We start from the raw sequence: 20,504 nt of genomic DNA, 5'->3' as shown, positions 1-20,504 counted from the left end.
CCACGAGATCGGAGGAATTGGGGGGACGGATGGGGACTCACGAGGACTCGATGAAGGGGCGGCTCCAGGCTCCGAGGTGGCGTCTGCTGCAAAAGATGTGCGGTGGCGCCTAGTTAGAGAACCGATGTCAGACTCCACCACGGAATCCTGAATACGCCCCTAAGCCATCGAGATCAAACAAGTTTCTGGAGCCCGGCTAGACCGTCTCCACCATGTCTCCACTCCCGACCGGCGAGCCGGGCGAAGGAAGTTCGAGGAGCTTGATCGCCCGCTCGAGCGCAGCAGGGCTCAAGTGCATGTAGCGCTGCGTCGTCTGGAGGTTGCCGTGCCCGGCGAGCTCCTGGATCGCCCTCGCGGGCGCCCCCCTCATGGCGAGGTGGGAGCAGAAGGTATGCCGGAGCTTGTGGGGCGACCTGTACTTCAGCTTGGCCTGCCGGCACAGCTTCATGAGCCAGTTCGCCAGGCTGTTGACGTGCAAGGGCTCCCCGTCGTCCTCGTAGAGGACCCGCGGGCCTTGTGAGTGCCGGTGCTTCCTGAGCGCCTTCGTGAGCCGCTCGGTCATGGGGACCGTGCGGATCTTGTCGTGCTTGGGCAGCGTCACGTGGCCCTCCCACTCCGCCTGTTCGACCGTGAGCAGCCGCCGGCGGAAGTTGATCGACGACCACTCGAGGCCGCGGATCTCACCGGAGCGCAGGCCCGCCTCGCCGCCGAGCAGGACCATCACGAGCATGCGGTGGTCCAGCCGCGTCGCTGCGGTGACCAGCGCCTCGAACTCGTCGAAGTCGTAGAACTCCATCGCGGTCATGGGCAGCTTGAGCATCTCGATCTCGAGGGGCATCGCCTCGATGATCCGCCAGCGGACGGCGACCTTGAGCATGGTCTTGACCTGCCCGAGGAGCTTGTTGACGGTGCTGTTGGCGAGGTGTTTGCGCTGGCCCTTGAAGAGCTGGATGTCCTCGGGCGCGAGCTCGTGGAGCCGAGTGCCCCCGAAGGCGGGGAGGATGTGAAGGCGCAGCTTCTTCTTGGTGTTCTTGACGGTGGTCGGCTTGTGCCGGTTGGCGTACACGTGTCCTTCGAGGAAGCGCGGCGCGAACTTGGCGAAGGTCGGGACCTCCTTCGTCTCGGACCGGGGCGCCGCCCCGGCCTTGGTGCGCGTCGACGTCTTGGGCGTGGGCCCGTGCTTGAGCAGGTGGCGCTCCCGCTGCTGACCCCAGCGCAACGCGGCCGACTTGAGCTCGACGGGCGCCTTGCGGCGCTCGCGGTATCGCTCTCCGTTGTCGAGCCGGATCATGATGTCGACTTCCCAGCCGCCCTTGCGGTACGGCCTGATTTTCACGGTCATTGCCTGTCTCTCCTGACAGGCGCGACCGCACGTCTGATGCCCACCCAGCCTAGCAGCGGGGGATCGACCTAGCCAGCCCACGGGCCAGGCTCGACGGAGGAGGCCAGCCACGCCTCGAGAGCGTCACGGCGGAAGCGCAGCCGCCGGCCGAGCTTGGTGACCCCGGGGATCTCTCCGCGCTCGACCATGGCGTACACGGCCTTGCGGCTCACGCGGAGGAGCTGGGCGACCTCGTCTGCCTGGAGGAGCAGGGGGAGGTCTTCGAAGCCTGGCAGGCGACGGGAGCGGCGCGCCATCCAAGGAGTGTGGCGCGGGTCCGAAAGGCCGCCAACGGCCGTGGGGCGGGGATCGATGCCGACGTCTTGCGATCGTTCCGGTGTGTAGGCCGGGCGGTGATGTCGGGTCGCACAGTCGTCCTTTGGGTGGCTGGGCTTCCGGCCACCCGTGACCCCGAGCGCGTCGCCCCCCTGCAAGCCCTTTCGGCATCAAGGCAAGGAATACAGGCGTCAAGTTCTAGTGGCTCCGACGCGTTCTTTCGCTGTGCTCAACGCCTTTCGGCATCAAGGCAAGGAAGACCGAGGTGAAGACCAGACACCACGCGAGCGGCTGCCACAGCCTGTGCTCAACGCCTTTCGGCATCAAGGCAAGGAAGACCCCGGGTCACCAGCAGCGAGGGCGGCCAGCGCTCGCTGGTGCTCAACGCCTTTCGGCATCAAGGCAAGGAAGACAAGCATCTCCGAAACGGTGCGCTCAACCTGCTTCGCCGAGTGCTCAACGCCTTTCGGCATCAAGGCAAGGAAGACACAGCCGTTGGTGACTCTCATGTCGGGGAGCGCCGAGACAGAGTGCTCAACGCCTTTCGGCATCAAGGCAAGGAAGACCCTGCCTCTGCAAGTCCGCAAGATAAAACACTTTTTTCACCTCCTCCGCAAGCACCTCCCCGTGCGCTCTCTCCGCACGCCAAAAGGAGACCAACCCCTGACCCAAAACCCCGCCAAACGACGTTCCCTGGCCCCAAATCCCCCGGTGAGCACCTCTGCCCCCCTCCACAGCCTCTAAGTGCGCGTGTTCATTCATGAAAGTTGTCAAACCGGGGCTTCCCTCGGCAAACACCCGGAGGTGCTCACCCCTGCTCAGAAGCTGTCGTGTTGGCGGATCGAGAGCAAAATACGCAAACCCTGACCTCGATGGTAGCACTTTTCATGCAAGCATCAGGTGCTCCCCAGTGGGCTCCCAGCTGGCGAGCAGGCCCAGGGTGATCCGCTCCGCACGCTCGAAGTCTCCCTCACCCTCGTGGCGACATATTGAGGGAGCAAGGCGTCGAAACGTTCATTCAGGGCAACTGCGAGGACGAGGGGCGCCACACCTGCACGCGCGCGCATTTCATTGATCGCATCCACACGATCGCGCAGATCTTCATCCGGCCGAAGCGGCGTCCGATCACTCACCATTTGTGACCATGCGCACTGCACGTTTGCCGAGGGAATGCCTAATCAATTCACCTACTCACTGAGCCTGACGTCGAGGGGCACGACCGCGGGAGCAAAGCGCAGGCGGGCCCCTCGGCGAATGCGGCCTACGGCAGTGGGCCCTCGGTCTCGGACGTCCACATGCATCTGTACCGCATCGCTGATCACCAGCAGCCGCACCGCGGGATCATCGGCCGCTCCCGGACCGAGACGCCAAGCACAGCCGTGAACACGACCATCGACTCGCCAGGCCGTTCTTGGATCGGGGGCTTACCCCTTGAGGCAATCGAGCAACACCTGCAACACCCTGAGCATCTGCCTCACCTCCTGCGTCTCGAGCCCCCTGAGTAAATCCTGGAGCTCCCGACTCGGATCCAGCTCGCCAAACTCGAAGGCCGCGAAGAGCGTGCTGAGGCTGAGCGTCATTCCCTGGGAGAGCTTCCTCAGCGTGTCGAGGCTCGGCGAGAAGTTCCCCTTCTCGAGCCGGCGGATCGTGTCCGCGGACAACCCCGAGCTCTCGGCGAGACCCTCTTGAGTCATGTTCCGAGCCTTGCGCAGAGATCGAACATGACTGCCAAAGTCTTGCCTGAACTCATTGTCGGTCGTGTTCATCAATCACCGATACCGATTCGATAGAGACATTCTCGCTCAGGAGGCGAGCTCGCATTTCGGGCGATCACCACAGCGGGCCCAGGCTCAGGGTGCACGAGACAAAAGGATCGGCTCGCACGTAGGCGTTGCCGGAGTGAGTCTGGAGCAGGGCAGGCACGCCATCTCGTGTCTGATAGATCTCCAGCCGCCGTCGGGGCCGGTCGATGAGCCAGACGAAGGCCACTCCGGCCGCGGCGTAGCGCGGCAGCTTGCGCTGGCGGTCGAGTTCCTCGAACGCAGGCGTGAGTAGCTCGCAGACCCAGTCCGGCCGCTTCTGGGCGCAGATGTGCTGCGCCTCGAACTCCGCGGCCTCGCCCTCGTAGCGCCACCCTGCGATGCCGGGCACGAGCAGCTCTACTCCATCGAGCCGGAGCAATGGTTCCTCGAGGAGTAGCCACCCCTCGCGCCGCTCCAGCTCGCTGAGCAAGGTCGAGCGCACGACGAGGTCGAAGAAGTGGGGCGCGGGTCGACTGTAGAGGTCTCCCCCGATCAGCTCCGTCACCCGGTCTTTGCGATCGTGCTGGTTGAAATCACGAAAGGTCGCCCCTCGCTTGATGGGCTTTGGCAGGGCGCGGCTCATCGCAGGCACGCAGGAGGGGCCCAACTAGGAACGCTCTACCAACCCCCAGCGTGTTCCGCTGGTCTGACCGTGACGCCGCACGACCCCCGCGGCCTCGAGACGGCGCATCGACGCTTGCAGCTTCCAGCGAGGGCCCCCGAGGCGAGTTCGCAGGTAGGCCGCCGCGACAGGCCGTCCAGCTGCGGTGAGCACCTCGATGGCGAGCTCATCGAAGTCCTCCCCGGTGGCCTTCTTGGCGCGCCCCAGGCGGGCGTAGTCGATCGCTGACGGGTCGGAGTCGCCGCCCTGCGCAGTGCGGCTCACCTGAAGGAGCTCATCGATCGTCAGGGTTCTGAGGACCGGAGCCAGGGGGTCGTCGCTCATGACGAAGCTGGCGAGCTCGCCGAGGCTGATCTCCGGATGACCATAGATGACGCGGAGCACCGCGCTGCGCTGACCGTCTTCGAGAAGGGCTTCCAGGCTCACGCCTTTAGGTCACCAAACCCCTCGAAGTGATGGCCCAAATCTGGGAAGCGGAACGAGAGTAAAGTCACTCCCCGGACGGGGGCGCTTGGCTTGCTTCTACGACTCTAAGAAGGAGATGGGCGCAAGTTCGAGTTGGACACACGAAATGATGTCCTTGCACCAGTATCTCGTGACGCCGAAGAGTGCGGCCCCTGACACCGAGCAACTCGTTAATCGTAAATATGTCTGGTGGCAGCATGCTCATGTGCCGGAAGTCCAAAGAAAAAATCTCTCACTTCTTCTGCTGACCTCTTCGGTTCTGCTGCCAGCCTGTGGAGGAGCGTTTGGTGGTGGCGATGACGAGGCTGGTAGTCTGATCGAGCAGGTGTGCAGCACGGACTGCAATCACCCCGAGCAGTGCTTGCTACAGACCAAGGATGATCCTGGGCCGGATGACTGGGAGGTTGTCTTTTTGTGCGGATTCCATCTATAATCTAGAGAATATGGGAATTCAAATTGAGCGTGATGGAGTCGCACTGAACCTTCGCTATGAGGTAGCGCCGTGAGCCTACGTCTACGCTGGGTGCTTCTTCCCCTGCTGGGCCTGAGCTGCTCGGAGCGCCCGATTCCCGAGCCGATTCCCGATGGTACGGCGCAGCGCTACGCTGAGGCGCTCTGTGCTTCGGTTCAGGACTGTGGCTGTGGCTACTTCGAATCTTCCGAAGCCTGCGAGGTCGTGGTGGCCGAGCAGTTCGATGCCATCGCTGGGGGGCTGCGCGACTTCGACCAGGAGTGCTTTGACGCCTTTTTGGCAAGCGGCGCCTATGAGAGCTGTGGCACTCCCCAAGAAGCGAGGGACCTCTTTCCCGATTGTGCAGCGTTTTACGGCTCGGCTGTCGAGGGGGAATCTTGCATTCCCAACGCGCTCTTTGGAGACATGAACCCCACTGACACCTGCGTGGAGGGAGTGGACTGCTACTTTGTCACCGGCGTGTGTGACAATGACCCGCCTTTTCCAGACTTCAAGTCAGAAGGGGACATCTGCTCTGAAGCGTTAACAAACAATTGCTTCAATGAATATCTCTACTGTGATGAGGGTGTTTGTCGGCAGCGGGCGGAGTGCGATGAACCTTGCACGCATGTCTTCGGTTGCCACTTCGGGTTCTGCCAAGGTCTCCAGGAGGATGGCGAGGGTATTTGCACACCTCGGTTGGACTTTGGTGATCCCTGCGACCCCAAGGACTACTACAGTTGTGACCCGCCGCTCGGTGGGGACTACGGGTGGTGTAGCCCGACAACGCAACACTGCAAAGACACGATTCCCTACGCTTGTCAGACGATCCTCCAAGCCCTCGGTCCTTCTACGTATTGATAAATTGACTGAAAAATAGTTCGTGATGGCAAACTCGTTCCCCCCAAGAGGGGGGGCAGAGGATGTGCAGCATCGCTGTATGCAGATGCGCATGGTTGCTGGGGAGTGCGCCTTCAGGACGAGGAGCTGCTTAGAGAAACCCGGGGCTTCCTCTGGCTCTCATCGAGCAGTCGCCGGAGCTGACGAACCACCTCCCCCATGCGCCACCGAGCCGTGCTCAGCTGGATGGACTCGGCCTGCGCGAGCGCTTCGGGGCGACCTCCCGCGAGGCGATGCCGAAGCGCACGCACGAAGATCGAGCCGAGCTTGGCCACAGCGCTCTCCAAGCGGCTCGCCTGCTCCTGCATCTCGAGCTCCTGACTGGGGCTCTTGTCTCGCGCCAGTGGTTCGGCCTCGAGCTGCACCCAGGGCCGCCTGACCTGGCTCTGGTGGGCTTGAAGGCGCTTGTTCTTTGCAGTCACCCGCAGCCAGCGCAGAAGGGAGTCTTCCTGCCGAGGCTCGAAGGACCAGATCTTCTCCCAGACAGCCAAGAAGGCGTCATGAGTGAGATCCCCAGAACCCAGCATGCGCTCGAGCTCCTCGGCGAGCACCTTGCCCAGCGCCTGACTGGCACCGGGCTTTTGGGCGAGCGTGTCGACTCTGAGTTTTTCCAAACGCTTGGCCAACCCTTCGTCGTTCACCATCAAACGCTATCACTGACTGCAACCGACGCGAAACTGTACCAAGGTCCATGCACGTTGGTGTAGGATTGGCGCCCCGGGGTCCCTCGTGGAGATCAAGTACCATTCCGAAGAGCAATACGTGCCGATGACGCCCGAGGAATTCGAGGTGATCGAGCGCGAGTACGCCAAGGTCTTCGGCCCCGATGACGCGATCGATCGTCCCCGCGCCGCCGATGAGGGCAAGGATCGCTACGCCGAGGGACCCTGGCGAGAGCTGCGACGCGAGGTCGATGAGCGTCATCTGAGTGCCGTGCTGGGTGACGGGGAGCACGTGGCCATCGGGCGCTTCGAGCTGCTCTGGGAGATCGGCCATGGGGGCATGGGCGTGGTGTTCCGGGCCTGGGACTCCACGCTCGGGCGCATGGTGGCGCTCAAGCTGTGGACCGACGCGATGCCCAGCGAGGACGCGCGGATGCTTCAGGAAGCGCAGGCCCTGGCTCGCCTCTCGCACCCCAACGTGGTCTCCGTGTTCGACGTCGGCGAGTACGAGGGCCACCTCTACGTGGTGATGGAGTTCATCCGTGGTCAGGACGCCGCGCACTGGGATCCGCGCCACTGGAGGGAGGTGCTCTATGTCTACGGCCTGGCGGCTCGTGGTCTGATCGCCATCCACGCGGCCGGCTTGGTCCACAACGACTTCAAGCCCGAGAACCTGCTGCTCGGGGACGATGGGCGCGTGTGCGTGGCGGATCTGGGCCTGGCGGCGTCGATGCCCCGGGGCGTTGAGTCGGAGCAGAAGCCTGGGGGGACGACCGGCTACATGGCGCCCGAGCGCGTGATCGGGGGTCCTGGGGATGCACAGTCCGATCAGTTCTCGTTTTGTGCGGCGGTCTACGGGGCGCTCTATGGGACGCTGCCCTTTGGTGGAGGGACACGCATCGCCGTGCTCGAGGCCATGGAGGCCGGGGAGTTGGCGGCCGGAGACAGAGCCCTGCCGGGGATCCCTCCGCGGGTCCGGGCTGCGTTGCTTCGGGGGCTGGCCTGGCGAGCGCAAGACAGGCACCCGAGCATGGAGGCCCTGCTCGCCGAGCTCGAGAGCGCGGAGCGAGAGGCACTGGAGCGGAAGACGCGCAGGCGTTCGATGTGGGGGCAGGTGCTCCTTGGGGGTCTGCTCTTGGCCTCCCTGGGAGGATTTGCGGTAACCAAGCTCGGAGATGTGCCTGGCAGTGAGGATTCCTCGCCGGTCCTGCCGCTGCCCTCGGTCCCCAGGTGGTGGGTGGGGTTACATGAGAACCTGGAGGCGTGGAACGCGGCATCTGCGGGGAAAACACAAGAGTGTTATAGCCACTGGCTGTTGAGCCGAGAGCTCCTTCAACGGACTCTTCCCCGTGCCCACAGTCTTTTCTCAGAGGCGATCTCAAACGAGATTCTCGAGTTATCCCCGACACCCGCCAACTACATCATTGCAGGCTGGATCGCGGAGGGGGCATCTCAGTCATGGGAGTATACCGAGGATTGGAGGCGAGCATCCATGGCCAGGAGTCAAGCCGCGTCTTTGCTCGAAAGTGCAGGCGAAATCGATCTGGCGAGGTTGCAGCAATACTGCGCAATCGCCAATGCAGTTGGAGAGCGATGCGACTACTCTTCACAGCCCGCTGTCCCATCTATGTTTGAATAAGGCGAATCGCAGTGAACGAAGAACCCTCCACATATTTCAGCGAAGCTGAGCTCGTAGCACTCGTTACTGCTCGAGTAGCAGCACAGCGGAACCGTATATACAAGAGATGAACTCCCCGAGGGCGCCACATCACAGAACCCTCGATCGCAGGCATCGTCGAAGGGCTGGTAGCACACGACCTCCCCGTTGTTCTTCTCCCCGTAGTCGCACCACATCTTGATGCCTGTCGTGCATCGCCCGTTCTCGTCGGTGGCCGTACAGCTCGCGCTCGCGCCGATCGAGCAGCACACGTGGTCGGCCCACAGCGGCGCGTCGGGCCCGGTCCACTTGCAAAAGCGAGAGAGCCTGGTGCCCTCGCTGTCGGTGACTGGTGCGCCGATCTCATCGAGGTAGACGTCGTCGCAAAGATCCGGAAGCGAGGCCAAGGCCGAGGCTGGCAGCAGTAGTCCCAGGGCAAAGGCGAGTATGAGCGTGTTGTTCCTGATCATGATGGGCTTCCTCTAAGGGCCAAAGGTAGCCCACTTCGAGCTCTGAAGGCGAGAGGAACTCGAGCAAGCCTCTGGCCAAAGCTCAAAGAGCTCAGCCGCGAGGCCACCGCACGAATCAGGCGCTACAAGTCGCAGGTGATGAACTTGTTTCGAGCACCATCGGGCAGCTCGGGACACATCTCGATGGCGTCCTGGTAGGCGACAGTGCAGTCATCGTACCAGCCGGCTTCGCACCCTGGGTTCATGCTCAGACAGTTGCCGTACTCTTCCACTACCGGATTTGCACAGTCGAGGTAGCGCTTGCCCTCCTCCTCGAAGCCCTCGAGCGAGTCGGCGAGACACTCGCGGTCTTCAGCTCGAAGATAGAGTGCGTCCGCACATGCCTGTATGCTCGCGTAGAGCACGTCCTCCGGGCATTCACAGATCTCTGCGAACGCCATGTTTTGGAGGCTCGCGTAGAGTTCGAGTTCCTCCGAGACATCGGGGGGCTGCTGGCATGCGACGCAAGAAAGCGAGGCCATCAGAAACATGCGGCATAGGCGCCTTGGCATGGTGCCATGGTAGGCTATCCCTCCTGATCTTCGCTAGAACGGCTGAGCCTGAGTGTTGCACCAGCAAGCACGGCCGCGCTACTCACGCCAACACCCACGGTGACCGCCCGACGCCAACGGCTCCGGCCGGCTGTGTTCATCGGGACGCGGGGCGCCTTAGCCGCGATTTCGTTCGCACTGGTGAGGGTGGGTCGCCCAACGACCTGCGGCCGTCGGGGCGCCCTCGGTGGCCTGATATCGGGTGCGAGCAGCTGGTGGCCATCGACCCCCGGACCCTTGAGCAAGGGATTGACCGGCGATGCCTTGACCCCGACGGCCTCGAGCTCCGCGCGGTACTCGGGATCGCTCACCTGCCGGAGGTCGATGAGCATCCGCTTGCCGTCGTTGAGGAGCGCTCGCCGAGCATCCATGAAGCGGTCGGCGAGCGCCGTGGAGCGCAGCTTGCCGCCGGGATGGTAGAGCGCGCCTGCTCCTGGCGGGACGTAGGCGACTTGAAAAGAGTCGAGGTAGTGGGCCTGGAGCGCTCGCAGGTCCTCGCAAAACGGCTTGATGATCCTCGAGAACACCGACGCCTCGAAGGGGATCGAGAACGTGCTGTCCTCCCGCGGTGACGCGATCAGCCCGAGCGGCATGTCGGGCTCCCGTCCCCCCAGCTCGGGCCCGGTCTTCCCGTCGAAGGATGTCATCAGCGTTGCCAGCCTGGAGATCAGTCCCCGCCAGCCTTGGCCTTTATAGTGAAGCCACTCCTCGGCAGCGAATTCCCAGAAAAACTCGAAGGAGCTCTTCCACTGAGTCAGCATCTTGTCGGTGTCCAGCGTATAGAGCAGTGGCCCCGGCCGGGAGATCATGTCGAGAGTGTTGAGCAACAACTTGTTCGTCGATGGATAGAACGCCCCCACGTTCTCCCCAGGGGTCGACGCGTTGAGCGGAGCCCCGCCGTAGGCCCACCCGACCCCCTCCGTCGGCCACACCGACTCCGGGTCCACGCACTGCCGGCAGTCTCGGCTCCCGTCGAAGGTCTTCACGCCCTTGTAGCAGGGCTTGTCCACGCCCTTGCACCTCAAGGTGTAGCGATCCACCGACGTCCCGCGCACCGAGTAGTAGAAGCGATACGACGCCTGCAACACCCGCAGCGTCACCATCGTGCCTGGCATGAACCCGAAGGTCGATCCATCGCCGGGGTCGAAGCTGAACTCCGTGTCGCCCTTCGGCCCCCGTGCAACCTGCGGGGTCCCTTGCTGCGCGGCGATCCCATCTTCGCGATGCTGAAAGGTCCAAGGCTGATCGTGGCGATAGGCCGGCAAGTATAGCGAGGTGTAGTCGGCGTTGTAGGCTGGCTCGATCTTGCCGTCGGGATACACGATCCCGCCGGTCCCCAGCTCCCTGAAGACCTCGAACACGCGGTTGACCTGCCACGAGTCCGTCGCGGGGTCGTCGGTCTGGAGCGGCGGCAACACCACGTCCTTGCCCAGCTCCTCCGCCCGGATGGCCATCCCCACGTCCACCGCCCACACCGCCACCGCGATCACCTGCGCGATCGTCCGCGCGATGATCCCCGTGTTCGCGGCGATCAACTGCAAGACCTGCAAGCCCATGTCCTTGAGCAGCGTCGGGAGCACCTCCTCGGCGTTCTCGAAGTTGCCGAAGGCGTCGAGCGTCCGGGTGATGTTCCCGTAGACGGTCGCCACGGCGCCGCCGAGGTCGACCTTGTCCAGCGCTGGGAGCCCCACTCGGGTCGCCAGCTCATAGACCCCGATCTGCATGCTCGAGATCCAGTTTTGCCAATCCGCCGAGGCGAAGGCTTGCATCGCCAGCTCCCCCACGAGCCCCACGGCGGGATCGAGCACGGAGTTTTGAAGCACCTCCTTGCCCGGCATCTTGCTGGCAAAGGTGAGCCACTCGGACCCCTGGGGAAATACTCGCTCGGCTCGCTTGGTGACCTCGCTGATGTAGGTCTCGGCTGGTCGCAACAACATCAGTCCTTCTCCCGTCGCCCAGGTCCGACCTGGGTCACCTTGAGTCCTTCACCGCCGCTCGAGGGCGCGGGCCGTGGCGTGTCGACGATCTCGACGAGATCGCCGAAGAGCGCGAGCGCGAGGGCTTCTTCGTCCTCGAATTCCTCGAACCCCAAGGCCCGCTCGAGGTCCTCGCAGGTGAGCCCCTCGAGCTCGCCCGCCTCGAGCTCCAAGACCGTCGGACCGAGCCGCCCTTCAGAGCTACTCTTGCGCTGGCTCGCCATAGTCCCCCAACCTGTACATGGCCAACCGGCCCACGATGTAGCGCCCCGCGAGCTGCTGCTCGGGCGTTCCAATCTCCAAGAATCGTTTGGTCACAAATACCTTACTCATCCCACGCAAGTGCAAGAGCGCCTCGCGTTCGTCTTCCATCTTTGCAGCTTCCTCCACCAACACCATGAAGCCTTCGATCGCGTTGCGATTGTCATTGAAGAGCTTGCATAGCTGCGGCTGCGTCAGTGTCATCCCCACATAGGCCAGCGCTTGCTGTGCGCATCGAAACTCAGGGAACACCTGCATGGAGCGGTTGGCCCAGTTCTCGAACATCGCCCGTGCCGTGGGCACGACCGTCGTCAACGTGGCGTCGACTGCGTAGCGCAGGAACTCCAGGGTCATCCCCCGACGCTGGGTCTGCTGCTTGGCCTCGAAGGCGCGGGCGCGGGCTTCGGTCCGCCCGGTGTGTTGGTCGAGCAGCCCTCGCACCTGCTCCTGTTCGTACTCGATCGCCCGCTCGAGGATCGCCCGGGTGCTCGAGATCAGCTCGGGCGCGGCGGCCGACGCTTTTTGCGCGAGCGAGAACGAGTGGTTGCGCTCCTCGGTGAGCTTGAGGAGCAGCTCGTCCTTGATCGCGTTGATGCGCTCGAAGTCGTCTCCAAACCGATCCTGCGGTGGGGAGTGCTCCTCTTCGCCCATCTCCTCGCTGGGGCCTCGCCCGCCCTCGACGCGGCGTGAGACCTCGAAGAGCACGGCACCGTCTTCTCCGTAGCCGCGCAGCTGGAAGTCGCAGCGCGAGTCGAGGCCGCGGGCCCAGTGGACACAGCGGCGCCACAGCCCCTCGACGATGAGCCGCGCCTGCTCGCGAAGTTCCTGCGGATCCTCGTCCTCGCCGGGCGGCCACTCGAAGTGGGTATCCGAGAGCTCGAAGCCCTCCCAGGTCCTTACGGGTGCCCCCTCGAACTCGGACAGGTCCAGCGCCGGCGAGACCATCGGCCGGTACCGGCTCGAGCCTCGCCGCCACAGCAGCCGTACTCGGAGCAGTTGTTCGTCGTGGGCGACGAGCGCATCGATCCACTCGTTCGGCGCGGACGCCTCCCGTTTCTTCACCGTCATGTTCTCTCCTTCTAACGAGCGACGAACACCAAGCTGAGGGAACCCTGGGCAAAGGTCAACGGCAAAAGTCTATTTTTCCTCTCCGCTGTCTAATTCGAGGATCTATGAGCACGAATAGACCGGACAATAGACCGGATAATAGACCGGGCAATAGAGAATCGAATAGACCGGAAGGCCTGAAACACAAACGAAAAAACCAGGCGGTGACCTCGAGGCTCTCAAAAGCGGGAACATTTGCCGGTTTTCGACAACCCCTGGCGATGGCACGCCAAAAGGCATGTGCATGACCTGGCCGCGAATAATCTGGACACATGCAGACCCGCGGGCATGTTGACGCTTTGCGAAAACCAGCCCAGTTTGTTGCCATGGCAGTCAGTAGTCAGTTGGCGACGCGCGAGGAGATGCTCGACAGCCTCGACGCCGAAATGGTGAGGCTCACCGAAGAGACCGAGGCCACGGCCTTTGGTCTCGAGTGCGCTCGACGAGAGGCCGAAGATGAGCGCCGCTCGCTCTTGTTTCACCGCACGGCCGAGGGCCTGGAGGTGGCCACGAGCGTGTGCGCGGGCAGCTTGTCCACGGTGCATCTGGGCTCCGTGCCTGCTGGCGCCGCAGCGAACTTCTTGATCGGCGGCGCCTCGAAGGTGCTCAGCTTCATGGCCCCCAAGCACCCTGCGGCCCAGGTTCTCAGCCGGGGAGGCAAGGAGTTCTTGCACTGCCAGCTGGCGATCCTCGCCCGCAACGCGATCCTCGACCCCTGAGCGCGCATGCGCACCCACAAAGGTAGACCCATGACCAAAACCCAGACACAAGAGCGCCCCCTCGAACAGCGAAAGATGCAGCGCAAGCAGGCCAAGCAAGCAGGCCGCGACCGTCGGGCCGAGATGATCTTGGCCGCTCAAGACGAGAAGAAGACCCGCGACGAGCAGCTGGAGCTGCAGATCTCCAACGTCGACGTGCGCGTCGCTGGGCTGGAGGCTCGCTGCGCCAAGCTGGAGACCCTCCTCGCCGAGTTCGCCCCTGAAACCCAGTCCCCACTGAACCAAGAGGCCAAGTCATGATCGGATCCCATCTCAACAGTCTTCTCCCTTGCACCACACCAGGCTCGCCCTACGGCCTCGAAGCCGCGCAGGAGGCCATGGAGCGCAAGATGGTCTGCCCCAGCGAGTTTGCCTTTGGCTGCGTCGTGCCTTTCGAGGTCGAGATCGCCTTGGCCCCTGGCACACGCGTGAGCCATGAGGTCAAGCCCAACGTCCGGCTCCTGCCCGTCGCCATGGTCGCCCACTTGTCGGGATCGGATATTCGGATCGAGGCGATCACGCGCCGAGACGACCGTGCCGCGGGACTCACGGGAACGGGGATCACGACCACACGCGACCCCGACAGCTTCGACTGGGAGCCCCTCAAGACGCCCTTCAACCCTTTCCCCCCAGACATCGGCCCCGTCGACAGCAGCAAGGGCTTTCAGATCACGGTCTCCAACCTCACTGGCGACAAGAGCCAGCTCTTCCAGGCCACCTTCTTCGGGGCGATCGGTGGCTACGCCGGGCTTCGCTACCTTCAGGACAACATCGGCCTGTCCGATCAGCTCTTCAGCAAGCTGGGCACCTGGCTGCGAGAGTCTGGGATCACGATCGAGAGCAGCGGGGCGAAGTGATGATCCGCTTCCCCATCGAGCTTGTCGGTGAGCAGCTGCTCAGCGAGGGGGCGGTGTTCTTCACCGAAGCCCTCGCCAAGCTCAACGCGCGTCAGTTCGTGCGTGAGCAGCCCGAGGACTCGCCTTGCTGCGCGCAGTGTGCTGGCTGCGAGCTCGATCGGGAAGCCCCGCTGCGCGACGCCAAGCGCCTGCTCGAGGCAAGGCAGGCTTCGCCCGCGAGCATCGTGGCCTACTCCATGGGCCGCGAGCTCGCGCAGGGCGTGGCCTGCCGCGTGGTGCTGATCGACGGGCAACGCCTGGCTTATCAGCGTGAAGACGGCGCGGTCGCGGATCCGCTGAGCAAGTTCGAGAGTGAGACGAAGGAGCAAGACCATGGCAAAGAGCAGTGCTGCTGCGGACAAAGCGAAGGACAGGCCGGCGATGACACCCACGCAGGGCGCCAAGACAGCCCGCGCTGACCTCCCGGCGACTCGCCCCAAGACCGACGAGCCGGCGCGCGTCGACGTCCGCAGGTCCTCTGGTGGGGTGGTCGCGGCGGGCCTCGGCGCGGCCGCGGGCACGGGGCTCGTCGCCTTTGGCCTCTACAAGCTCGGCGAGCGTGCCGGCTGGTGGGGGGATCCGAGCACGATCGTGATCGACGACCCTGCGGACAGCGGCGGAGATCAAAGCGGCGGCGGGGAGAGCAACTCCGGCGGCGGCTCCAAGAGCTCGACCATTGCGATCGGGAACCCACCCAACATGAGCGGAGATGCAGAGGGGTACAACACCTCGCTCTTTCCTTCGCCGGCGGCGGTCCGCCTGGCGCTCAAGTCCCTCGGCTATGACGTCGAGTTCGAGGCTGCGCCCCTCGTCGGCTACGAGGAGACCCACGGCGAGGTCCAGCGCTTTCAAACCGACTGGAACCGGGTCATCAAGGCGATCGACACCGGCAAGATCAGCTTGCCGAAGTCCGTGAAGAGTCCGGAGAAGCTGGCGATGTATCGCGGGCTGCTCAGCGTCGACGATATCCCCGGGAAGTACACCTTGCGCGCCATCGAGATTGCGATCCGCAACGCGCTGACCAACCTCGTCAAGTTCACCAAGATGCGAGAGGAGTCGAAGCGATGAACAGCCGACGCAAGCTCGAGGCCCTCGGCTACGGGACGACCGCCAAGGAGATGGAGCGCTTTCAACGCGACTACAACCGCTTGCCGCCCAAGCGCCTGCTCCCTCTCACGGGGCGCTTCGACGCCGCAACCGCCAAAGCGATCGACCTCGCCTACGAGGTCCGCACGATGTTCATCCTGACCCGCGACGGAGACTGAGCCATGCCCGACTTCGTGGACCTGCTCATTCAACCCTCCGTGGCGACGGCGTCGCTAGAGCCGAGCCTCGGCCCCGAGGTGATCCCCTTCGTCCCGGCACAGAGCCTGGGCGCGAGCCCGCCACACGACGAGGTCTACGAGCTCGACGACATCGACCTCCAGGCTCTCGAACCCGGGCAGCCGCCGGTCCTCGGCGAGCTCGAGGCTCCCCACTACACCGAGGTTCTCGACCAGCTGTGGATGGAGTTCGACGATCCCGAGGAGCGCACGGCTGGTCGCATGCTCGCCCTGGTCGAGCAGGTCGCGGCCGAGTCCATGCGCCTGCACCAATTGCAGCTCGAGTTTTGGGACTCCCTCGCGGCCAAGACGATCCCCGAGTCGGAGTTTGACCGCTTTCAAAGCGAGTATCTGGCCTATCTCAAGCGGCTCAAGGGCTACAAGCAGACCCTGCTCGTGCTGCCCGAGACCAGCAGGGACACCGACGAGATCTACCTGGGCTTGATCAAGCGTCGATCGGGGGCAGGCCCCGTGCCGGACGCGATCATGCACCTGTACTTCTCCAACCAGATCGGGATCCTCGAGCAGCACGCCGAGGACATGAGCGAGGGCTTTGTCGGTCGTGTCATGACGGCCCTCGCGGTCGTGGATCGCGTCGCCGAGGACGCCGCCGAAGCGCTCTCGGACGAGGTGCGGGATACCGCCGAAGACGCCCAGTCCGCATGGAAGCGAGCGTACTGGTGGATCGTGGGCGGGGTCACCGTGGTGGTGAGCGGGGCCGTGGGCACCGCGGTGTTGCTCACCCGCGAGGGCAATCGTGAGCGGTGATCTCGAGATCCCAGGGTGGGCCTGGGCGGCCCTCGGCGGCGTCACCCTCGGCGGGTTGCTCGGGGCCATGGTCATCAGCGCGCGCCGGCCTGCCTGGGAGATCCTGCTGCGCCGAGCGGGGGCGCCCCGCGAGCTGTGGCCCTTCGCGGCGATCCAGCGCTACACCGAGAGCCGCGGGAACCCCAAGGCCGGCCTTGGCCGCCCCGAGCTCTTCCCTGCGTGGGCCGAGCCCCGCAACGCCTCGCGCGCCCAGCAGCTCAACGAAGCCGACGCGGCCGCGTCCGCCTACGACCGCAACGCAGAAGCCTACGCCGAGTCGCCCTATCCCAGGCAGATGTGGGTCTTTGGTAGCGGCGGGGCCTATGGCCTGCTCCCGGCGAATGCGCTGGCGCCGTGGCAGGACACCGACGCGCTACGCCGCGGCAAGGTCACCCCCTACGACGTGTTCAACCCGTGGCGCTCGACGGTCTTCTTCCTCGAGTACGTCCGCCGGTTGATCGGGAAGTCGAGCTTCACGAGCTTGCCCGAGCGCTCGCGCACCTTCATGGCGCTCAAGCGCGGCATGGCCTCGCCTGCGCTGGTGAGCGACGTCAACGAGCAAAAGACGCGCTCGCAGACCTCCCGGAAGAACGCGACCAAGGCCCTGAAGTCCCTCGGCTTGCGGGAGGACTATCTCGACCAGCCCGTCCCCCTCGACTGGCCCAACTACCGCGGCGGCCTGGAGCTGGTGCCGTGATCTGCTGGACCACGGTTCGCCGCTTCGACGGGGACGTGTCCGAGGCCCTCCACACGGCGATCGTTCCCCCCGAGATGTCGGGCCTACGCTTCATCGCGCTGGTGACCCTCGACAAGGGCTCCGGGACCTACGCGCCCACCCCCGACGCGCCCACGCTGACCGTGGCCTGGGTGCCGCGAGAGCGTGTCACCGACGAAGCGAGCTCCACCGAGGAGATCGACGCCGCGCTCGCAGATCCCGACCAGGTGCCCTTGGTCATCACAGGGGATCAGCCGGTGTTCTATCGCAGTGACGACGGCTCCGCCTTTCCCGCGGTGGGGATCAAGGGATCCCTGATGGTCTTGGCCGTGCGCTTGACGAAGATCGTCGAAGGCGTGCACGGCCAGATCACCTTGGGCTGGGAGGGGCGTTCGAGGTGTTGAAGAGAATCGAGAGCAAGAGGATGCAGACATGAGCACGAAGTGGATCGCCTGGCTCGCCGGCGGCGTCGGATTAGCCGCCGTCATCGGTGGCCTCGTCTGGGCCTACAAGCGGCGCCAAAACGGGCAAGCGAGCCCCAATGAGGACGGGGACAGCCCCGACATCGTTCCCAGCGCGCCCCCGCGAACGCCTGGGGGCGCCAAGCAGACCCTGGGGTACGAGTTCCTCGGGGACGAGGCGCTCAACAAAGAGGAGTCCGAGACCCTCGATGAGATCCTCGGCGACGGCTGGCCACCCTCGGAGGAGACGCTCGACCAGCTCGAAACTGGCGACGTGATCGTCTTTGGGGTCGAGAGCCGACCGGTCGGCGCCTACAAGGCCGCACGCGAACTGATCTCGGCGAGCGTGATCGTGGTCGAGAAGACCCTGATCCGCGCGCGGGTCACCGGAGAGATCCGCTACGCCGAGCACTTCGGAACCAACGCGGGCCACGGCCTGCGGGCGGGGATGGCCGTCGACGTGCCGCGCTCCGTCGTGCTCGGTGCCGGTCGTCCGCAGCCCGCCGAGGGCTACGGGAGCAAGGGTGAGCCCGTGGACACCTTCAAGGCCAGCACCGAGACCGGGAAGACCTACAAGATCCACCCGAGCACGCCCTACGACTTTCAGCTCCCCTATCGCACGAAGGAGCTGGAGTGGTACGTGGATCCACAGCTGGCGACGATGAAGCACATCGGGGAAGACGGCCTGCTCGAGCAGGTCATGTTCACCGAGGGCAGCATGCGCGGAGACGTGACGGTGCGGGCGATCGACAACGATCCCATGCACGGCAAGGTCCTCGTGGGCCGCTGGGACTTCGTGCTGGACGACTGAGCGTTCGCCGGCGAGGCCGGCGACGAGACAACGAGGTGAGAGATGCAGATCGAAGCTGCGCAGCTGCGCATGGCAGACGTCGTCTTGGTTCCGGGTGTCGGTGAGCAGGAAGTCCGTCGACTCGAAGCGGGCACAGACCGAGTTCGAGCCTGGTTTCGCGGAGACGAAGCGCAAGACGCCCCCAGCCAGACATGGCCGCCCTCCGAGGTGCTGACGATCAAGCGGCCCGGGGACATGTTCGAGGCGCCGGCCCTGCCGCGACCCAAGACGGTGCACGAGGCCAACCGGCGGATCATCGCGCGTCTACGGGCGATCGGCTGGGAGTCCCATCAGGGGGGACGCTACACCTACGTCAGCGATCCCACAGACTCCGTGCGCCTCCAGCTGCGCGAGCAGGTGGTCCATCACCAAGGTCGGATCCGCAACCATCGTGGTTCCTGGACGTGGAACCCCAACACGGCGTCCATGGGTTTCACCAAAGACTATGCGATGCAGCTCGACCGTGAGGTCCCTTCGCTCGCGCGTGAAGCCGAGGAAGCCGCGAGGGCGCGACACGCATCCGACCAGGCGCTGATCGACGCGCAGCGTGAGCAGCTGGGTCCGCCCTCGTCGACGGCGGACATGTCGACGCAGGTGGTGGTTCGCTACTCGCGGATCGCAGGGGTGATCTTGTGCGGGGAGACCTACCCGCACCGCGCGAAGATCCGGGAGATCCGTGTGCCTTATCGGCTCAAACCGTCCCGGCGGCTCCCGAAGGGCTGCGCTTGGTACGTCCCGCGGACACGAGACACCTTTCAGCCGCGCGAGCGCGTCGAGCAGCTCGTGGAGGCGCTGCGCCTTCGAGGAGTGCCTGCGGTGCTGGACTACGACCACGAGCCCGAGGCCGACGCCTTGAAGACGGTCCCAGCCCTCGCCCCGGCACCAAAGACTCCCACGGCCTCACGCGCGAGGGCGAAGACGAAGGCGACAAAGCCAAAGCCCCGAGGTCGGACGCCCGACGCGAGCAAGCGCGCAGCAAAGCTGCGGGCGGTCGCGGACAAGGCCGCCGCCGCCGCGCGCCGCGAGCTCGACACCGACCGCCTCGAGAACACCCACCGGCGGGCCGAGCAAGCCGCCAGCGTCCGGCAACGGGCGCGCGGAGAGCTGGCGATCGCCGAGATTCTGCGCAGGGCCGCCGATGAAGTCGAAGCTGGCGAGCTCGAGCATGTCTCGCGGATCTCCAACAAGACCCAGGTCAAGGCGTTGGATCTCGAGCTTCGGCGCGCGGGCTGGGAGCGGGCGCGTAGCGAAGGACGCCCGTCGTCGAGCGTCACCAAGCCTGCTGCCGAGGACATCGCGTTTGCGACGCTGAGGCCCCTTCGTGCGTCCAACTACGCCGTCGATGACCTCTTGAAGGCCACCGAGGGGCTCTCGGGTGTCTCGGGTGATCGCGCCCGCGTGCGAGCCCTCCACAAGAAGATGCGCGACGACAAGGCCGAGCTCGACGCCGAGGATGTCGAGGCCGTCCGCGCCCTGCTCAAAGCCGCCAAGAAGCACGAGCGCAAGGTCTTCTTGCCCTCCGAGATGCTCGCCGACGATCTGCGCAGCCGCGACCGACTGGCGAAGCTTTCGGTCACCGACACCGTGTCCCTCAAGGCCGCGCTGCGCGAGTACCTGGGCTGCTGCGCGGTCGCTCCCAAGGGCGAGGATCCCAAGCACGCCCGCGGGCGCAAGCTGCTGAACATCAACATCTCGGGGTTTGTCCCGACCCCCGAAGACCTCGCCAAGCGCGTGGTCGATGCCGCGGAGATCGAGGCGGGCATGCGCGTGCTCGAGCCCTCGGCGGGTGCGGGGGCGTTGGCCTCGGAGATCCGTGCCCGTCACCCGGACGCGACGCTACACCTGATCGAGCTGAGTCCCACGCTGCGGGACATGTTGTGTGAGGACGGCTTTGAGGTGATCGCGCGAGACTTCTGCGCGCACGTGCCCGAGCGACCCTACGACCGCATCGTGATGAACCCGCCCTTCGAGCGTCAGCAAGATGTCGAGCACATCGAGCGCGCCCTGGGGATGTTGGCGCCGGTGGGCGCCTCGTAGCGATCGCGTCGGCCGGGCTCCAGCATCGCAGCGACAAC

General features: G+C 64.7%; 25 protein-coding genes and 1 CRISPR repeat array. Of the genes, 14 read left to right on the top strand and 11 right to left on the bottom strand.

The features are described from left to right. Positions 1-196: 196 nt before the first annotated feature. From G6O69_RS37925 to G6O69_RS37905, 5 genes are all read right to left on the bottom strand, one after another. A complete protein-coding gene (locus G6O69_RS37925; protein WP_172303344.1) occupies positions 197-1,342 on the bottom strand; it encodes a site-specific integrase in 1,146 nt (381 codons plus the stop codon). Positions 1,343-1,410: 68 nt separating this feature from the next. Beyond that, on the bottom strand, positions 1,411-1,638 hold the full coding sequence (locus G6O69_RS37920) for a helix-turn-helix domain-containing protein (RefSeq protein WP_172302468.1): 228 nt from the start codon (positions 1,636-1,638) through the stop codon (positions 1,411-1,413). A 169-nt stretch (positions 1,639-1,807) separates the two neighbouring features. Continuing rightward, positions 1,808-2,223: a CRISPR direct-repeat array (repeat unit 36 nt; unit sequence GTGCTCAACGCCTTTCGGCATCAAGGCAAGGAAGAC). Positions 2,224-3,081: 858 nt separating this feature from the next. Continuing rightward, positions 3,082-3,423, bottom strand: coding sequence for a helix-turn-helix transcriptional regulator (locus G6O69_RS37915; RefSeq protein WP_172303343.1), 342 nt, complete (start codon positions 3,421-3,423; stop codon positions 3,082-3,084). A 64-nt stretch (positions 3,424-3,487) separates the two neighbouring features. Continuing rightward, a complete protein-coding gene (locus G6O69_RS37910; protein ID WP_172303342.1) occupies positions 3,488-4,042 on the bottom strand; it encodes a Uma2 family endonuclease in 555 nt (184 codons plus the stop codon). Between the two features lie 24 nt (positions 4,043-4,066). Beyond that, a complete protein-coding gene (locus tag G6O69_RS37905; protein ID WP_172303341.1) occupies positions 4,067-4,507 on the bottom strand; it encodes a hypothetical protein in 441 nt (146 codons plus the stop codon). Between the two features lie 145 nt (positions 4,508-4,652). Between G6O69_RS37905 and G6O69_RS37900 the strand changes: the two genes are divergently transcribed. Together G6O69_RS37900 and G6O69_RS37895 are read left to right on the top strand one after the other, a co-directional pair. Continuing rightward, positions 4,653-4,979, top strand: coding sequence for a hypothetical protein (locus tag G6O69_RS37900; protein WP_172303340.1), 327 nt, complete (start codon positions 4,653-4,655; stop codon positions 4,977-4,979). Between the two features lie 69 nt (positions 4,980-5,048). After that, entirely contained in the window at positions 5,049-5,858 is an 810-nt protein-coding gene (locus G6O69_RS37895; RefSeq protein WP_172303339.1) for a hypothetical protein, read from the top strand. Positions 5,859-5,971: 113 nt separating this feature from the next. Here the strand turns inward: G6O69_RS37895 and G6O69_RS37890 are convergent, their stop codons facing one another. Continuing rightward, on the bottom strand, positions 5,972-6,511 hold the full coding sequence (locus G6O69_RS37890; RefSeq protein ID WP_176396751.1) for a sigma-70 family RNA polymerase sigma factor: 540 nt from the start codon (positions 6,509-6,511) through the stop codon (positions 5,972-5,974). Between the two features lie 154 nt (positions 6,512-6,665). Here G6O69_RS37890 and G6O69_RS37885 point away from each other — a divergent pair, with 154 nt between their 5' ends. Next, positions 6,666-8,198: a serine/threonine-protein kinase gene (locus G6O69_RS37885; RefSeq protein ID WP_255216210.1), complete on the top strand. Its 1,533-nt coding sequence runs from the start codon at positions 6,666-6,668 to the stop codon at positions 8,196-8,198. Here G6O69_RS37885 and G6O69_RS37880 read toward each other — a convergent pair. The 5 genes from G6O69_RS37880 to G6O69_RS37860 form a co-directional block, all read right to left on the bottom strand. Next, positions 8,159-8,686, bottom strand: a complete 528-nt coding sequence (locus G6O69_RS37880; protein WP_172303336.1) for a hypothetical protein — start codon at positions 8,684-8,686, stop codon at positions 8,159-8,161. The genes G6O69_RS37885 and G6O69_RS37880 overlap by 40 nt on opposite strands. Before the next feature lie 122 nt (positions 8,687-8,808). Further along, entirely contained in the window at positions 8,809-9,237 is a 429-nt protein-coding gene (locus G6O69_RS37875) for a hypothetical protein (RefSeq protein WP_176396749.1), read from the bottom strand. Positions 9,238-9,251: 14 nt separating this feature from the next. Beyond that, positions 9,252-11,213 carry a hypothetical protein gene (locus G6O69_RS37870; protein ID WP_172303334.1) on the bottom strand — a complete coding sequence of 654 codons (1,962 nt, stop codon included), beginning with the start codon at positions 11,211-11,213 and terminating at the stop codon, positions 9,252-9,254. Further along, positions 11,213-11,425 (bottom strand): hypothetical protein, encoded by a 213-nt coding sequence (locus G6O69_RS37865; RefSeq protein WP_172303333.1) that lies wholly within the window; start codon positions 11,423-11,425, stop codon positions 11,213-11,215. Before G6O69_RS37865 ends, G6O69_RS37870 begins: the two co-directional genes overlap by 1 nt. Positions 11,426-11,453: 28 nt before the next feature. Further along, positions 11,454-12,581: a hypothetical protein gene (locus G6O69_RS37860; protein WP_172303332.1), complete on the bottom strand. Its 1,128-nt coding sequence runs from the start codon at positions 12,579-12,581 to the stop codon at positions 11,454-11,456. A 365-nt stretch (positions 12,582-12,946) separates the two neighbouring features. Here G6O69_RS37860 and G6O69_RS37855 point away from each other — a divergent pair, with 365 nt between their 5' ends. The 11 genes from G6O69_RS37855 (at position 12,947) to G6O69_RS37805 (ending at position 20,466) form a co-directional block, all read left to right on the top strand. Next, positions 12,947-13,339 (top strand): hypothetical protein, encoded by a 393-nt coding sequence (locus G6O69_RS37855; protein ID WP_172302440.1) that lies wholly within the window; start codon positions 12,947-12,949, stop codon positions 13,337-13,339. A 75-nt stretch (positions 13,340-13,414) separates the two neighbouring features. Continuing rightward, the gene (locus G6O69_RS37850; RefSeq protein WP_176396748.1) at positions 13,415-13,639 is read left to right on the top strand and encodes a hypothetical protein; all 225 of its coding nucleotides are present in this window, start codon (positions 13,415-13,417) and stop codon (positions 13,637-13,639) included. After that, positions 13,636-14,235, top strand: coding sequence for a hypothetical protein (locus tag G6O69_RS37845; protein ID WP_255215706.1), 600 nt, complete (start codon positions 13,636-13,638; stop codon positions 14,233-14,235). The genes G6O69_RS37850 and G6O69_RS37845 overlap by 4 nt, the downstream gene beginning before the upstream one ends. Further along, positions 14,235-14,693 carry a hypothetical protein gene (locus G6O69_RS37840; RefSeq protein ID WP_255215756.1) on the top strand — a complete coding sequence of 153 codons (459 nt, stop codon included), beginning with the start codon at positions 14,235-14,237 and terminating at the stop codon, positions 14,691-14,693. Before G6O69_RS37845 ends, G6O69_RS37840 begins: the two co-directional genes overlap by 1 nt. Then, positions 14,656-15,342: a hypothetical protein gene (locus G6O69_RS37835; RefSeq protein WP_172302439.1), complete on the top strand. Its 687-nt coding sequence runs from the start codon at positions 14,656-14,658 to the stop codon at positions 15,340-15,342. The genes G6O69_RS37840 and G6O69_RS37835 overlap by 38 nt, the downstream gene beginning before the upstream one ends. Continuing rightward, complete coding sequence (locus G6O69_RS37830) at positions 15,339-15,539, top strand: peptidoglycan-binding protein (protein ID WP_172303331.1); 201 nt, start codon at positions 15,339-15,341, stop codon at positions 15,537-15,539. The genes G6O69_RS37835 and G6O69_RS37830 overlap by 4 nt, the downstream gene beginning before the upstream one ends. Positions 15,540-15,542: 3 nt before the next feature. Further along, positions 15,543-16,364 carry a hypothetical protein gene (locus tag G6O69_RS37825; protein WP_172302437.1) on the top strand — a complete coding sequence of 274 codons (822 nt, stop codon included), beginning with the start codon at positions 15,543-15,545 and terminating at the stop codon, positions 16,362-16,364. Beyond that, on the top strand, positions 16,354-17,100 hold the full coding sequence (locus tag G6O69_RS37820) for a hypothetical protein (RefSeq protein ID WP_346017006.1): 747 nt from the start codon (positions 16,354-16,356) through the stop codon (positions 17,098-17,100). Before G6O69_RS37825 ends, G6O69_RS37820 begins: the two co-directional genes overlap by 11 nt. Next, a complete protein-coding gene (locus tag G6O69_RS37815) occupies positions 17,097-17,522 on the top strand; it encodes a hypothetical protein (RefSeq protein WP_172303330.1) in 426 nt (141 codons plus the stop codon). Before G6O69_RS37820 ends, G6O69_RS37815 begins: the two co-directional genes overlap by 4 nt. Positions 17,523-17,550: 28 nt before the next feature. Continuing rightward, positions 17,551-18,390, top strand: a complete 840-nt coding sequence (locus tag G6O69_RS37810) for a hypothetical protein (RefSeq protein ID WP_172303329.1) — start codon at positions 17,551-17,553, stop codon at positions 18,388-18,390. Positions 18,391-18,432: 42 nt separating this feature from the next. Then, entirely contained in the window at positions 18,433-20,466 is a 2,034-nt protein-coding gene (locus G6O69_RS37805; protein WP_176397352.1) for a methyltransferase, read from the top strand. Positions 20,467-20,504 lie beyond the last annotated feature (38 nt).

The sequence above is a fragment of the Pseudenhygromyxa sp. WMMC2535 genome (genome assembly GCF_011083025.2).
This window is presented reverse-complemented; position numbering and strand designations above follow the sequence as displayed.

Coding starts and splice junctions, on each gene's coding strand:
- G6O69_RS37885 (WP_255216210.1), top strand. CDS start 6,666: ATGACGCCCGAGGAATTCGAGGTGATCGAGCGCGAGTACGCCAAGGTC.
- G6O69_RS37825 (WP_172302437.1), top strand. CDS start 15,543: ATGCCCGACTTCGTGGACCTGCTCATTCAACCCTCCGTGGCGACGGCG.
- G6O69_RS37880 (WP_172303336.1), bottom strand. CDS start 8,686: ATGATCAGGAACAACACGCTCATACTCGCCTTTGCCCTGGGACTACTG.
- G6O69_RS37875 (WP_176396749.1), bottom strand. CDS start 9,237: ATGCCAAGGCGCCTATGCCGCATGTTTCTGATGGCCTCGCTTTCTTGC.
- G6O69_RS37855 (WP_172302440.1), top strand. CDS start 12,947: ATGGCAGTCAGTAGTCAGTTGGCGACGCGCGAGGAGATGCTCGACAGC.
- G6O69_RS37920 (WP_172302468.1), bottom strand. CDS start 1,638: ATGGCGCGCCGCTCCCGTCGCCTGCCAGGCTTCGAAGACCTCCCCCTG.
- G6O69_RS37830 (WP_172303331.1), top strand. CDS start 15,339: ATGAACAGCCGACGCAAGCTCGAGGCCCTCGGCTACGGGACGACCGCC.
- G6O69_RS37860 (WP_172303332.1), bottom strand. CDS start 12,581: ATGACGGTGAAGAAACGGGAGGCGTCCGCGCCGAACGAGTGGATCGAT.
- G6O69_RS37810 (WP_172303329.1), top strand. CDS start 17,551: ATGAGCACGAAGTGGATCGCCTGGCTCGCCGGCGGCGTCGGATTAGCC.
- G6O69_RS37925 (WP_172303344.1), bottom strand. CDS start 1,342: ATGACCGTGAAAATCAGGCCGTACCGCAAGGGCGGCTGGGAAGTCGAC.
- G6O69_RS37910 (WP_172303342.1), bottom strand. CDS start 4,042: ATGAGCCGCGCCCTGCCAAAGCCCATCAAGCGAGGGGCGACCTTTCGT.
- G6O69_RS37840 (WP_255215756.1), top strand. CDS start 14,235: ATGATCCGCTTCCCCATCGAGCTTGTCGGTGAGCAGCTGCTCAGCGAG.
- G6O69_RS37850 (WP_176396748.1), top strand. CDS start 13,415: ATGCAGCGCAAGCAGGCCAAGCAAGCAGGCCGCGACCGTCGGGCCGAG.
- G6O69_RS37915 (WP_172303343.1), bottom strand. CDS start 3,423: ATGAACACGACCGACAATGAGTTCAGGCAAGACTTTGGCAGTCATGTT.
- G6O69_RS37805 (WP_176397352.1), top strand. CDS start 18,433: ATGCAGATCGAAGCTGCGCAGCTGCGCATGGCAGACGTCGTCTTGGTT.
- G6O69_RS37835 (WP_172302439.1), top strand. CDS start 14,656: ATGACACCCACGCAGGGCGCCAAGACAGCCCGCGCTGACCTCCCGGCG.
- G6O69_RS37845 (WP_255215706.1), top strand. CDS start 13,636: ATGATCGGATCCCATCTCAACAGTCTTCTCCCTTGCACCACACCAGGC.
- G6O69_RS37870 (WP_172303334.1), bottom strand. CDS start 11,213: ATGTTGTTGCGACCAGCCGAGACCTACATCAGCGAGGTCACCAAGCGA.
- G6O69_RS37900 (WP_172303340.1), top strand. CDS start 4,653: ATGATGTCCTTGCACCAGTATCTCGTGACGCCGAAGAGTGCGGCCCCT.